This is a genomic window from Thermostichus sp. MS-CIW-23 (assembly GCF_054059455.1).
Map to the genome: position 1 here is coordinate 15,272 of NZ_JBSSCC010000035.1, position 12,908 is coordinate 28,179.

At 57.8% G+C, this 12,908-nt stretch carries 11 protein-coding genes; 1 reads left to right on the forward strand and 10 read right to left on the reverse strand.

Annotation, left to right across the window (positions count from 1 at the left end):
- Positions 1-308: 308 nt before the first annotated feature.
- Complete coding sequence (locus ACVW0B_RS11490; protein WP_457491728.1) at positions 309-1,856, forward strand: ABC transporter ATP-binding protein; 1,548 nt, start codon at positions 309-311, stop codon at positions 1,854-1,856.
- Here ACVW0B_RS11490 and malQ read toward each other — a convergent pair.
- The 10 genes from malQ to ACVW0B_RS11540 all read right to left on the reverse strand — a co-directional run bounded on the left by malQ (position 1,853) and on the right by ACVW0B_RS11540 (position 12,824).
- The gene (gene malQ, locus ACVW0B_RS11495; protein ID WP_457491729.1) at positions 1,853-3,454 is read right to left on the reverse strand and encodes a 4-alpha-glucanotransferase; all 1,602 of its coding nucleotides are present in this window, start codon (positions 3,452-3,454) and stop codon (positions 1,853-1,855) included. The genes ACVW0B_RS11490 and malQ overlap by 4 nt on opposite strands.
- Positions 3,455-3,609: 155 nt before the next feature.
- The gene (locus ACVW0B_RS11500; protein WP_457491730.1) at positions 3,610-4,482 is read right to left on the reverse strand and encodes a polysaccharide deacetylase family protein; all 873 of its coding nucleotides are present in this window, start codon (positions 4,480-4,482) and stop codon (positions 3,610-3,612) included.
- Between the two features lie 24 nt (positions 4,483-4,506).
- Positions 4,507-5,148, reverse strand: a complete 642-nt coding sequence (pyrE, locus tag ACVW0B_RS11505; protein WP_457491731.1) for an orotate phosphoribosyltransferase — start codon at positions 5,146-5,148, stop codon at positions 4,507-4,509.
- A 203-nt stretch (positions 5,149-5,351) separates the two neighbouring features.
- On the reverse strand, positions 5,352-5,897 hold the full coding sequence (locus ACVW0B_RS11510) for a GTP-binding protein (protein WP_457395853.1): 546 nt from the start codon (positions 5,895-5,897) through the stop codon (positions 5,352-5,354).
- Positions 5,898-6,145: 248 nt separating this feature from the next.
- Entirely contained in the window at positions 6,146-6,697 is a 552-nt protein-coding gene (locus ACVW0B_RS11515) for a protoglobin domain-containing protein (RefSeq protein ID WP_457491732.1), read from the reverse strand.
- A gap of 55 nt (positions 6,698-6,752) precedes the next feature.
- Positions 6,753-7,121, reverse strand: coding sequence for a roadblock/LC7 domain-containing protein (locus ACVW0B_RS11520; RefSeq protein WP_011433098.1), 369 nt, complete (start codon positions 7,119-7,121; stop codon positions 6,753-6,755).
- 80 nt (positions 7,122-7,201) lie between these two features.
- On the reverse strand, positions 7,202-8,086 hold the full coding sequence (locus tag ACVW0B_RS11525; protein ID WP_457491733.1) for a DUF4388 domain-containing protein: 885 nt from the start codon (positions 8,084-8,086) through the stop codon (positions 7,202-7,204).
- 397 nt (positions 8,087-8,483) lie between these two features.
- Positions 8,484-9,311, reverse strand: coding sequence for a DUF4388 domain-containing protein (locus ACVW0B_RS11530; RefSeq protein WP_457491734.1), 828 nt, complete (start codon positions 9,309-9,311; stop codon positions 8,484-8,486).
- Positions 9,312-9,641: 330 nt separating this feature from the next.
- Positions 9,642-12,236 (reverse strand): heavy metal translocating P-type ATPase, encoded by a 2,595-nt coding sequence (locus ACVW0B_RS11535; protein WP_457491735.1) that lies wholly within the window; start codon positions 12,234-12,236, stop codon positions 9,642-9,644.
- A gap of 168 nt (positions 12,237-12,404) precedes the next feature.
- Complete coding sequence (locus ACVW0B_RS11540) at positions 12,405-12,824, reverse strand: aldo/keto reductase (protein WP_414374476.1); 420 nt, start codon at positions 12,822-12,824, stop codon at positions 12,405-12,407.
- Between the last annotated feature and the right edge of the window lie 84 nt (positions 12,825-12,908).

A 12,908-nucleotide genomic window follows, 5' to 3' on the forward strand; every position in this document is an offset into this window, starting at 1 on the left:
GACATAGTTGTTTCAGGCTAGGGTAAGACGCCTGGGCTATTGAAAAAAGCCTTCTGGCCCCGTGCATTATTGCTCCGCAGCGCTATTGCTATGCCTACGGCACCCTGACGGGAACCGCAACGCTGACGCGACGATGCGACGACGTAACGACGTGACCAACGTTTTAGGTGTGGGTGCAGTGTCCCAGTTTGAATCGAAATGACCATAGTGCTTAGAAAAAGAGAGACTCTCACAATACCCCCAGAAATGCTTTCCTCTGGCATGGCAGTTCACAACCTATGCTGGAAGAGGCGTTCAAGAAGCACCTCATGAGTGGGCCTGATCCTTCCTTGGCAGAGGGATCCCATCGCAGCGATATCGCCCTTCGTTTACAGGGGATCACCAAGCGTTATCCTCTGGTGCTGGCCAACGACCACATCGATCTGGAGGTGTGTTGGGGAGAGATTCTGGCGCTGATGGGGGAGAACGGGGCGGGCAAGTCTACCCTGATGAAGATCGTCTATGGGTTGGTCAGCCCGGACGAGGGATCCATTCAAGTGGATGGGCAACCGGCCAAAATTCACAGTCCCGCCGATGCCATTCGGTTGGGAATTGGGATGGTGCATCAACACTTTATGTTGGTGGATCCCTTGACGGTTACGGAAAACGTGGTTCTTGGGGCCGAACCCGGCCATCTTTTTCAGGTCGATTTCCGTCGGGCCAGGGCTGAGGTGGCTCAGTTGATTGCCGAGATGGGCTTCCATCTGGATCCCGACGCCAGAGTGGAGGATCTGCCGGTAGGCCTACAGCAGCGGGTGGAGATCTTGAAAATGCTCTACCGCAAGGCCCGCATCTTGATTTTGGATGAGCCGACGGCAGTGTTGACTCCGCAGGAGGCAGGCGAGCTGTTTGCGTTTTTGCGCCGCTTTGCCCGGCGGGGGGGAGCTGTCATTTTCATCAGCCACAAGCTGAAGGAGGTAATGCAACTGGCCGACCGCGTCACCGTCATTCGGGATGGCAAGGTGGTGGCGACGTTGCCCACTGCCCAAACCGATGCCCAGGAACTGGCGCGGCTGATGGTGGGGCGGGAAGTCAGTCTGACCGTTGAAAAAAAGGCCGCTACCCCTGGGGAGGTGTTGCTGGATGTGCGAGATCTGTGGGTGGATATACCGGGGCGGAAGCCAGCGGTGGCGGGGGCGAGCTTCCAGGTACGTGCCGGCGAGATTGTGGGCCTTGCCGGTGTGGAGGGAAACGGCCAAACGGAATTGGTGGAGGCGATCACCGGCTTGAGAAGCTACCGCGGCCAAATTCGCTATGGAGCCGGATCCCTGTCTGCTTCGGCCCGACAGGTGCGTTGCTGGGGTCTGAGTCATATCCCCGAAGATCGCAATGTGAGAGGTTTGGTGCTGGATTTCCCCACCCGCGACAACCTGATCCTGGGGGATCACCATCAAAAGCCGTATACCGGCTGGTTGGGATTTTTTCGGGAAGAGGCCATTGACCAACATGCCCGCCAGGTGGTGGAGAGCTTCGACGTTCGCCCCCGCAGCATTTCCCTGACGGCCCGCCGCTATTCTGGGGGCAATGCCCAGAAGATCGTTGTGGGGCGGGAGCTTTCCTGTGGATCCAAGGTGCTGGTGGCTGCCCAGCCGACGCGGGGGGTGGATGTGGGGGCCATCGAGGCCATTCATCGCCGCATCCTGCAGGCACGGGATCAGGGCATGGGGGTGCTGCTGGTATCGGCGGATTTGAATGAGGTGATCAGCTTGTCGGATCGCATTTTGGTGATCCATGAGGGCCGCCTGGTAGGAGAACTCAGGCCTGAAGAGGCCACCGAAGAGCGGATCGGGCTGCTGATGGGCGGGATCCAGCATTAGACGAGGCTGGGGGCAGCTTGAGAAGACCCTGCCGCCCGTTCTTGGGCTAGGGCTGCTCGCCGTTGCTCCAACTCTTGAGGAGAGATGCGCCCATAGGTCACGCTCATCTCGGCCAGCCGCTGGATCATGTCCTGCCGCAGCATGTCCTCGCGGTAGCGCCAGGCCCAGTTGTTCTCGGTGGTGCCGGGGAAGTTCATGCGCGCCTCTGCCCCCAGCCCCATCACATCCTGCAGGGGAATGATGGCCAGGTCGGCTACGGAAGAAAGGGCCAAGCGGATCAGATCCCAATGGATGCCCCCGGATCCCTGGCAGCCCAAATAGCGCAGCAGGTTTTGTTTTTCCCACTCCGAGCGATCCGGGTCATGAAACCAACCCACCACCGTGTTGTTGTCGTGGGTGCCGGTGTAAACGACAAAGTTGCGCTCATAGGCATGGGGCAAATAGGGGTTATCGGGCCCAGAGCCGAAGGCAAAGAGCAACACCTTCATGCCGGGCAAGCCAAATTGATCCCGCAGTTGCAACACCTCCGGCGTGATGTCTCCCAGATCTTCGGCAATCACCGGGATTTCCCCCAGCTTGTCGGCCAGGGCCTGAAAGAAATCTGCTCCCGGCCCTTTTTGCCACTCCCCTTCCACAGCCGTTTCTGCATCGCCTGGAATGGCCCAGTAGCTCTCGAAGCCGCGAAAGTGGTCGATGCGCACACAGTCCACCTGCTTGAGGATGGCCTGGATGCGCCGGATCCACCAGTCGTAGCCGCGAGCCTTGAGCACCTCCCAGTTGTAGAGGGGGTTACCCCAGCGTTGCCCAGTAGGGCTGAAATAGTCGGGCGGCACACCGGCTACCTGCAAGGGCTGTCCCCGTTCATCCAGGTGAAACAGCTCCCGGTTGGCCCACACGTCGGCACTGTTGGGGGCAACGTAGATGGGCACATCCCCAATGAGCCGCACTTGATGCCGATGAGCATACTCCCTTAGGGATCCCCACTGCTGGGCAAACAGATACTGCCAAAACATCTGCTCGGTAATGGCATCGGCATAGCGATCGCGAGCCTCTTGCAAAGCCGGCGGATCCCGTCGCACCAAGGCCGGATCCCATTGGTTCCACTCTTGCTCGCCGTACACATCCTTGAGGGCCATGAACAGGGCATAGTCCGGCAGCCAGTCGGCCTCGGCAGCGCAATAGGCTTGGAAAGCTTCCCAATCGGGGCCGGAAGCTTTTTCTTTGAAGGTAGCCCAGGCGCGGTGCAGCAGGCCCAGCTTGAAGGGGATCACGGTTTCGTAGTCCACCCGGCCCCTATCTCCCGCCTGGATGGCCGGCCATTGGGGCAGATCCTGCCAACTGTTGGGATCCAGCCAACCGGCCCCCACCAATAGCTCCGGGCTGATGAGAAGCGGGTTGCCGGCAATGGAGGAAAAGCTCATGTAGGGGGAGTTGCCCCAGCCGGTAGGTCCCAGAGGCAGCACCTGCCAGAGGCGCTGGCCGCTCTCCACCAGAAAGTCCACAAAGCGATAAGCCGATGGCCCCAGATCGCCGATACCAAATGGCCCCGGTAGCGAGGTGGGGTGCAGGAGGATCCCACTGAGTCTGCCCATGCGCATGGCCAAGCCCTTTTGCCCTAGGTGGTTTCACCGCCTATGCTGTCACTTCTGGAGCCACGGTGGACAGCTCCAGACAAGACAAAATTAGAACAAAGTTAAAAAATGAGCAGGATCCAAGGCCAAGACGCGCTTTTCCCTCTGGCCAGGGGATCCCGTCAGGGCGTCTCAGGAGCAGGGCAGGCTTGGGCATACCAGTCGTAGAGGCCATCCCCGGTGGTGAGCCAAGTCTGAGGGCGAGATTGGATGTGCTGCAAGGCTTTTTTTAGGGATCCCATCCGCAGAGGCTGCCCGACAATAAAGGGGTGCAGGCCGATGGCCATGATGCGAGGGGAGCGCTCCCCATCCTGCCAGAGTTGATCAAACTGGTCGATGAGGGCTTGGGCAAAGGCTTCTGCCGGCAGGCGGGCGCTCAGACAAAGGCTGATGTCGTTGGCCTCTAGAGTGTAGGGGATCCCCAAAAGGGGGCCGGCGGCAGTTGGGAACCAGTAGGGTTGGTCGTCGTTTACCCAGTCGGTGGTGTAGCGGATCCCGGCAGCCTTGAGCAGGTCAAAAGTATTCTCGCTAACGGAAAATCCCGGTGTCAGCCAGCCCCAAGGGCGGGATCCCGACACCTTCTCCAAAAGGGACAAACTGCGCTCGATGAGCTCCTGTTCGGCTTCGCGGGCCAGGCCGCTGTGGCCGGTGGAGTTGTTCCAGCCGTGGGCCAGCACCGACCAGCCGTATTGGCGGATCCCTTCGATGATGGGGGGGTAAAGCTCCACCATTTCCGCGTTCAGGGCCGCCGTCACCGGGATCCCCAGCTCCGCGAACAGTTCAAACAAGCGCCAAATGCCCACCCGATTGCCATAGTCCCGCCAGCCATAGTTGGCGATCTCAGGGGAGCTGGTGAGATGGGGTTGAATGGCCGTGCCCAGCTTGCCAAAGGTGAAGTGCTCGATGTTCATCACCACGTACACAGCCACCCGCGCCCGATGCGGTAGGCTCGGCAGATTTCGGCTGGGCAGAGCTGAGTAGGCAGGGGGCAGCATGTCCGCTCTCCAAAGCTTTGATGCTCACCAAGGGGGCAGGCTAGTCCTTTGATTTTCTGATTTTCCTGAGGTCAAGGCCCGATGGCAAGCCTGCACTTCTGGAAGGGTGAATAGGCGACGAAAGGCGATCCCTGCTTCTCGGCAGCGGTCTTCTGCCCCTTCCAGCCGATCCACCAAAGCCAGGATCCCTTCCGCCCGGTGGCCGGCTGCCCGCACCCGCTCTACAGCTTTGAGGGCCGAGCCGCCGGTGGTGACGACATCTTCCAAGATCCAAACCCGGCTGCCCGCCGGCAGTTCTGGCCCCTCGATCCAGGCCTGCGTACCGTGCCCCTTGGGCTCTTTGCGCACGATCAAGGCGGGTAGGTTGGCGGGTTCAGCATGCAGAGAGGCCAAACTCACCGCCGTCACCAAGGGATCCGCTCCCAGCGTCATCCCAGCCACTGCTTCGGTTTCGGGAGGCAACAGCCGGTGCAGCAGGGATCCCACCCAATAAGCCCCCTGGGGATGGAGGGTGACCGGCTTGCAGTTGATGTAGTGGGGGCTCTTCTGTCCAGAAGTAAGGGTAAAGGAGCCTTCTCGGTAAGCCAGCTGGGCCAGGAGATATAGCAGTTTCTCCCGCGCTTCCTCTGGGGAAAGGGTCAGGGGAGAGCAATCGAGAAGCAACACAGCGGGGATCCTCTTGGTTCAATGGCTGGATGGCTGGCAAGAAAGATCACTCAGGACATTTCATTATGCGGCAAATCTCCACCGAATCCAATCTCCCGTTTTTCGGCTTCACGGGAGGGATCCCTGTCCCACAAAAGATACGCCTGTCTTGGCTAGGGCCAATGTTGCTGAAGTTCTAGACCGGCGGATACCTGAAAATCTGTTCAAACAACCACCTGGGGCATCATTTGCTCAACCAACAGAAGCAACGTGTTGGCAACAGAAGCCGGCTCCTGGGCATTCAAAGTGGTGTGCGGAACTGAACCGTCCTGATTCCCCAAAATTAACAAAATGTCTTCTGGATCCCAGGCATTGGGTTGATCGACGTGGGTGATCCCAATCACGCAGGGGGCACTTGTCCTGGCTTTCATAAAAGATTGAATAGCTTGGGCGTTGCGAAATTGGCCCGGCAAGTGCGCAGGCACCAGAAGAACATAGCCGTGGGCGCGCTTAATTAAAATATCCCACATAAAGTTAAAGCGAGACTGGCCGGGAGTGCCGTAGAGATGCAGCCACATCTCTTCTTCCTCCTCTCCAATTCTCAAGCGGCCGAAGTCCATGCTTACCGTCGTGGTTTTCTTCAGCTCTGCCACCTCGTCCGTTGCTTTGCAATCGGTGTCTACTACCTCAATCTCGCTAATCGTGCGAATAAAGGTAGACTTTCCAGCTCCCACCGGCCCTGTTACAACAATTCGCAAGATATTTCCCATAAACTGGCCTCAGACTAAGCTCTAGCGACAAAGCTGAATAAAACTCGGGGGAGTGCACCGATGTGCCGCACGGGAGGTAAAACTATCCCCAGCTTGTTTCTCAGATAATTCTCAGATAGTTTGAATAGAGATACTGACAACAGCTTTGCTTCGTGGAGATTCCGGAAACTCAGATGCCTCAGCCTAATCAGAAGTCAGAGAAATTAAGCAAGTAGAGCAAGCAAGAGTCTACTCTAACTCAAATTAACTCAAATTAAGCTGTTAGCACCATTGGCGATTAATCGTTTGAACAAAGCCTCACTCATGCCTGTTTCCTGTTGCACTGCATTATAGGCCACCTCAAGGTAAGCTTGCTCAATAAAAGAGAGGTCAATCATGCAAACCTTGCTCAAGCTGGTGCGCAACTGTTCAGGCTTGCCTTCTTTCGCCAACTGCCGACTCACCTCCTGCACAACTGTGGCCATAGCAGGCACAACATGTTGAGGGCCGATGCCAACGCGCACATGAACTATGCCAATCTTCCAGCGCCGCTCAGCGTATTGTGGCCCCCAGTTATCCATGCCCGTAAACATTTCCTTGAACCAGTCGGCAAAGGTTTGGCCCAGCCGCTGCCGGTTGTGCTTGGCTATCACTGCCGCCATTTCGGCATCGCGATCCAGATAGCCGTAAAAGGCGTCTGACATTTCCGCCGCGATACTGCCGCCCCAGTCAGCACTTTGCTGCAAAACTTTCTTGTCATCATCTGTGAATTGCGTGCGCAAGATCAGGACTTGGAGCAGCTCCGAAGGTTTAATGGCCATAGTTCCCTCAACGTCAGGATAGGATCTAAAGACTTAGCTTCCACATTTGATTTTCTTACTTCATTGCCTCTGCAATGCTTGCCGCGACTCGCTTAATTTCCAAAAAGAGCAAGCCTTGCTTGACTTCATGGCTGGCAATTGTCAGCAAGACGGCATCGGGGCCACAACTGGTTAAAACCCCGTATCCTTTTTCCCCCTGTACAAAAACTCTCTCTATGGCTCCGCGCCCTAGCTCTCTCCCAATCCGTTCGCCCAAAGAAAGCATGGCAGCCGACATAGCAGAGGTTCTCTCTTCATCCATACCCACAGGCAGTGTGGAAGCTAAAGGTAGCCCGTCAGGGGTGACCACTGCTGCTCCCTGGACTTCTGGCGTATTGGCAACATAGCTCTGGAGGATCGCCTGCAAAGAGGACAGATTAGCCATCCTACATCTCCCTGCTGATTCACTATTTCTAATGTTTCTACCCGAAAACCGAAAACATGACTGCAAATATCCCTATGCTTTTATTTTTCGCGCATGCCCTTGAGGAGGGTGGCCAATCGACTGACCAGAGAAGGCTTGACGGGGCCGCCCTCATCCTGGAGACCAGGCACCCTTGCCCCCAGCCTCTCCCTCACCGGCTCGGGATTCACCTCCTCAGCAATCGACTTGGACAGCTCCCAGTGACCAGACCGAGCCAGAACCGTTGGCCCCTCACAGGGACTGATCAACCCCAGCTTGGCCAGACGGGCACAGGCATAGCGCACCTCCAGCAGGTCTGCCCCCAGTGCTTGAGCCAAAGCCGTCAGCTTGCGAGAAGGCGACACCTGCTCCAGGATCCCCCACTCCAGCGCAGAAAGTTTGAACAGAGGCAGTTCGGTGCTGGTACGCCAAAAGCAGCTATCGGGCTCGGGCAGGTCTTTTTCGGGGCGCTGCTCCAGCTTGAGCTGCTGCAGGGCTTCCAGGACGGCAGCGGTGGCGCCCTTGCTCAGGCCGGTCATTTCTCGATAGGGCATGGGCACGTTGGGCAAAAAGCTGAACTGTCCGGATTCGAGGGCAAAGAGGCTGTAGAGTCCCACCTGCAGTTGATGGCGAAAGAGCTTGGCCAAATCTACGGGCGAGATCAACCCTTGCCGCTGCAGGCAACGCCCCAGAGGCTCTTCCGAGCCGCAAAAGGAAGCCAGCTTTTCGACCACCCGCTCGCTCACCAAACCAGAGTCGGCTAGCAGGCTCTCCAGGCGGTGCTCTTTTTGAGGTGGCAAGGCAGCGATGACCCGACCCTGATAAAACCAGATCCTGTAGATGCCGCCGGGCGCCCAGATACAGAGCTGTCCTGTTTTGCTGCCTCTCTCGATCAGCTGCAACAGATCGGGCAAGGAAAATTCTTGGAGGTCTCCAACTATGGCCATAAGAACTCTCTATGAACCTCGCTTCGATGGAATGGGTAAAAAATCAATGCTTCAGTGATTTTTTGGACATCCCTATTCTTGTACATGTACTCTCGGACAACAACCGTGTATCAACGGCTGTGTTCTTTGTAGCTAGGTACTCTGCGCGCCAGCAGTTACACTTACTATCCGGGAAAATCTATCAAGGAATACAATTAGGCAGCACTCGGAAGCCCTTCACAGAAGAGTTCTAGTTTCCTTTGTTTCAGCTTTGTGTTGGATCATGTCGCTTCGTAAGATAGAACTCCTATTTTTGCTTTCTCTGTGAGCGGAAGTTAGAGAAAAGTTATAGACCCTTCCAAGTTCTTTACAAAGCCAGAAGAAAGCCAGAAGATTGTTTTTTTCCGTTAGGTTTGCCTCACTTTTCGCGCATGCCCTTGAGGAGGGTGGCCAATCGACTGACCAGAGAAGGCTTGACGGGGCCGCCCTCATCCTGAAAACCGGGCACCCTTGCCCCCAGCCTCTCCCTCACCGGCTCGGGATTCACCTCCTCAGCAATCGACTTGGACAGCTCCAAGCGACCAGACCGAGCCAGAACCGTTGGCCCCTCACAAGGGCTGATCAACCCCAGCTTCGCCAGACGGGCGCAGGCATAGCGCACCTCCAGCAGGTCTGCCCCCAGTGCTTGAGCCAAAGCTGTCAGCTTGCGAGAAGGCGACACCTGCTCCAGGATCCCCCACTCCAGCGCAGAAAGCTTGAACAGAGGCAGTTCGGTGCTGGTACGCCAAAAGCAACTATCGGGTTCGGGCAGGTCTTTTTCGGGGCGTTGCTCCAGCTTGAGCTGCTGCAGGGCTTCCAAGACGGCAGCGGTGGCGCTTTTGCTGAGGCCAGTCATTTCTCGGTAGGGCATGGGCACGTTGGGCAGGAAGCTGAACTGGCCGGATTCGAGGGCGAAGAGGCTGTAGAGGCCGGTTTGCAGTTGATGGCGAAAGAGCTTGGCCAAATCTACGGGCGAGATCAACCCTTGCCGCTGCAGGCAACGCCCCAGAGGCTCCTCCAAGCCCCTAGCGACCAACTGGCTGACCACCTGCTCGTCCACCAAGCCAAAGCGCGTCAGCAGGCTTTCCAAACGATGCTTTTCTTCAGGGGTGAGGGCGGCGACCACCCGACCTTGGTAAAACCAAATCCGCTGAATGCCATTGGGTGCCCAGATGGATAATTGCCCTGCTTTCTTACCCTTTTCCATTAAATGCAACAGGTCGCATAAGGAAAATTCCTGAAGATCTCCAAGCATCGCCATACTTTTGCTCCCTTCACCGCTGCAAGATGCGCTTTCTCAGTATTTTCACGGTTTTTGCTTTGCTAAGCAAGAAACCAGAAGATGCGCTTACAGCCTGGTTTCGGCCTAATCTTACAACCAAATCCTCAAAAGTTAAAGCGGATTAATCTTTTTAATCAAATGTACGAAGTTGCCGAATTTTTGGCTTGGACGCAGCGGAAATTGTGTCAGAAGCTCGGTAAAACCTCGGAAGACTTAACGATCGATACTTAGTCATTCGTAATTTTTAACACTTTTTTAGCTGCGGCTACTCGAAGATCTACGGGGTACAAAAGTTCGCCTCAAAAGGAGTGAATTGAGGATTACACTGAGGGAACTTAAGGCCATGAAGCCCCCGGCAATAGCTGGGCTCAGCCCAATGCCAAAGGCGGGCAAGAGCGCGCCTGCTGCCACTGGGATCCCTACCAGGTTGTAGCCGACAGCCCAGAGGAGATTTTGCTGGATCTTGCGGAAGGTGGCGCGGCTGAGGCGGATAGCTTCCACCACATCCCAGAGGCGGTTGCGCATCAGAATGATATCGGCGGTCTCAAGGGCGGCATCGGTAGCGGAATGCAGGGCAATGCCCACATCGGCTTGGGCCAAAGCCGGAGCGTCGTTGATGCCATCGCCCACCATGGCCACCCTCTGACCCTGGGCCTGCAGATCTCGGATGACTTGAGCTTTGTCTGCCGGGTGAACCTCGGCGATAACGCGGAGACCTGGCACTTGCAGAGCCTCAGCCACCTGGTGGGCCACCTCCGCCCGATCGCCGGTTAGCAAAACCACCTGCAGGCCCATTTTCCGGAGCTGTTGCAGCGTTGCCTGCGCATCAGGCCGCAAGGGATCCTGTGCTGCCAGCAGCCCCACCAAGGATCCCTCTACAGCCACGCCCACCACTGTTTTGCCGGCTGCCAATAGCGCCTCGGCCTGGGCCTGGGTCTCTGGGGAAATTGGGATCCCCAAAGCAGCCAGCCCATCCAGGGATCCCAACACCACTTCCTGCCCTTCCACTTGGGCGGCGACTCCTATCCCCGGTTGGGTTTGAAACTCGCCGGCGGAGAGCAACGGCAAACCCTGGGTGCGGGCGGCTTGCAAAATGGCTTGCGCCAGAGGGTGGCGAGTGCCGCTTTCCACTGTGGCCGCCAGTTGGAGTAGGCGATTGGGATCCAGGGAGGGGTCAAGGCTGAGACAGTCCGTCAGGTGGGGATCCCCTTGGGTGAGGGTGCCGGTTTTGTCGAAGACCACCGTTTGCAAGCGATGGGCTTTCTCCAGAACATCTCCCCCTCGGATGAGCAAACCCCGCTCGGCTCCCAAGCCAGTACCCACCAGGATGGCCATCGGCGTAGCCAATCCCAAAGCACAGGGGCAGGCCACCACCAAAACGGCAATGGCCATCTTGAGGCTGCTGAGCAGAGGTGTGGGGTGAGGGGGATGGTCGCTCAGATGCAGATGGGAGTGCAGGCTGAACCCCGCCAGGACGAAGTGCTCCGCACCGCCGCTCCCCCAGAGTGGGATCCCAATCCAGTACCAGAACCCAAAGGTGAGAATGGCCAGCGTGACCACCCCATAGGTGAAGTAGCCCGCCACCTGGTCGGCTATCCCTTGGATGGGGGCCTTGCGAGCTTGGGCCTCTTCCACCAGGCGGATGATCTGGGCCAAGGTGGTGTCTTTCCCGGTGCGCGTCGCCCGGCACAGCAGCAACCCCGATTGGTTCAGCGTTCCCGCCACCACGGGATCCCCCGCTTGTTTCAGCACCGGCAAGGGTTCCCCTGTCAGCATCCCCTCGTTGACCGTGGCCTGGCCGGCAATGACTTCTCCATCCACCGGGATCTGTTCGCCGGCCCGCACTTGGAGCCAATCCCCCACTCGCACCTGTTCGACAGGGCACCATTCTCCGGTTTGGGATCCCAGATCCAGGTTCCCCTCTGGGCTGGAAGCCAGAGATCCCGCCTTCTCTGCAGGCTGAACCCGCCGAGCCAAACTGGGACACAAGCTCACCAGCGATTGCAGGCTGCTGGCCGCCCGCAGGCGGCTGTGCTGTTCCAAGGCCCGTCCCAACAGGATGAAGCTGAGCATCATGACGGGCTCGTCGAAAAAGCACTCCCAGCCCACCTGAGGGGCCAACAACCCCGCCAGACTGGCCAGGTAGGCCGATCCGGATCCCAAGGTAACCAAGGTGTTCATGTTGGGGGCCAGCCGCCGCGCCCCTCTCCAACCATCCAGGACAATGCCGCGAGCTGGGCCGACAAAAGTCAAGGTCGCCAAGCCCCAGTGCAGCCAGACATCATTAAGGAGGGGCAAGCCCAGACGGGCGAAGAGATTCAAGTGTCCGGCGGCAGAAATCAGCAGCAGAAAAGCAGCAGTGAGCGCTTGGCGAATGTGGTGTCGGGTCTGCTGTCGCTGCCGAGAGAGGGGATCCGCAGGCACATCCAAGGCTTCTTCCCACCCACCGGGAGGGGAAGAGGGATCTTGAGAGTGCTCCGCACCGCTGACGCGAACGGAACTCCCGCCGGAGAGGGCCTCACCCTCTGAACTGTAGCGGCTGGGAAACCCTGCCTCTGTCAAAATCTGGGCCAGGTGCTGCGGGTCGGGCCGGATCCCAGGGGCAAACTCCACAAGGGCCGACTCGGTAACCAGGTTAACGCTGGCCTTAACCACCCCCGGCTGTCTCAGCAGGGCCTGCTCAACGGTGCGAACGCAGCCGGCACAACTCATGCCCCCCACGTGGAGAATCAGGGATCCCGCCTGAGAAGGCGCTGTGGGCCCATTCTGGTCAGCCGGATCCCTTGGCCTGTCTGCTTTATGGGTCAAAGTGCTCCGCACTGCTGACGCGAATGCATCTGGGATGGCCATCTTTGTTCTCCCGTGGTTAACAGCCCCCTCGCCCTACTGGCCAGTTATGTAGCGGTAGGACAGGGCTCTACATCCCATTTTTTGCCAAACTCAATTGTAGGACTGGGATCCCGGCGACAAAGTGCTCCCCACCGCTAACGCAAACGGCAAGGGAACAGAAAGCAACAACTAGGCAGCGCGGGCAGGCGGGGACATAAAGCTGGGGGGAATGGACTCGGGAACATACCTTTGCAAAATATCCTCGATGGTCTGCATCGCTTCCGCATCCAACGACCAGCCCCAAAGGCCGGATATTGCCTCCAGATGATAGGGCTTGCGTGCCCCCCACAGCGCCACACTCACCCCCGGTTGATCCAGCAGCCAGCGCACCGCCAACTGGGCCAAGGTCTTGCCATAGCGATCCTGAGCAAACCGGCTCAATGCCTCTGCCGCTTTTAGGTACTGGGAGTAGCGCGGTTCAACAAACTTGGGATCGATCCCGGCTCGCATATCCCCTGAAGGGAAGGTGGTTTGTGGCGTCATCCGTCCGCTCAGCAGACCTCGGCAGAGGGGGCTGTACACCAAGGTGTGAATGCCGTGCTGATACATTTACGCTGAACACTGCTGAACATCACTGTTCAACTATGCAGCGATAGCATTCTGTTTGTTTCCAACCAGAATGGCGGTATCCCG

What these genes read in the sequence shown, in the direction of transcription:
- ACVW0B_RS11490 (WP_457491728.1), top strand. Translation starts at nt 309, where the DNA reads ATGAGTGGGCCTGATCCTTCCTTGGCAGAGGGATCCCATCGCAGCGAT.
- malQ (WP_457491729.1), bottom strand. Translation starts at nt 3,454, where the DNA reads ATGCGCATGGGCAGACTCAGTGGGATCCTCCTGCACCCCACCTCGCTA.
- ACVW0B_RS11500 (WP_457491730.1), bottom strand. Translation starts at nt 4,482, where the DNA reads ATGCTGCCCCCTGCCTACTCAGCTCTGCCCAGCCGAAATCTGCCGAGC.
- ACVW0B_RS11510 (WP_457395853.1), bottom strand. Translation starts at nt 5,897, where the DNA reads ATGGGAAATATCTTGCGAATTGTTGTAACAGGGCCGGTGGGAGCTGGA.
- ACVW0B_RS11515 (WP_457491732.1), bottom strand. Translation starts at nt 6,697, where the DNA reads ATGGCCATTAAACCTTCGGAGCTGCTCCAAGTCCTGATCTTGCGCACG.
- ACVW0B_RS11520 (WP_011433098.1), bottom strand. Translation starts at nt 7,121, where the DNA reads ATGGCTAATCTGTCCTCTTTGCAGGCGATCCTCCAGAGCTATGTTGCC.
- ACVW0B_RS11525 (WP_457491733.1), bottom strand. Translation starts at nt 8,086, where the DNA reads ATGGCCATAGTTGGAGACCTCCAAGAATTTTCCTTGCCCGATCTGTTG.
- ACVW0B_RS11530 (WP_457491734.1), bottom strand. Translation starts at nt 9,311, where the DNA reads ATGGAAAAGGGTAAGAAAGCAGGGCAATTATCCATCTGGGCACCCAAT.
- ACVW0B_RS11535 (WP_457491735.1), bottom strand. Translation starts at nt 12,236, where the DNA reads ATGGCCATCCCAGATGCATTCGCGTCAGCAGTGCGGAGCACTTTGACC.
- ACVW0B_RS11540 (WP_414374476.1), bottom strand. Translation starts at nt 12,824, where the DNA reads ATGTATCAGCACGGCATTCACACCTTGGTGTACAGCCCCCTCTGCCGA.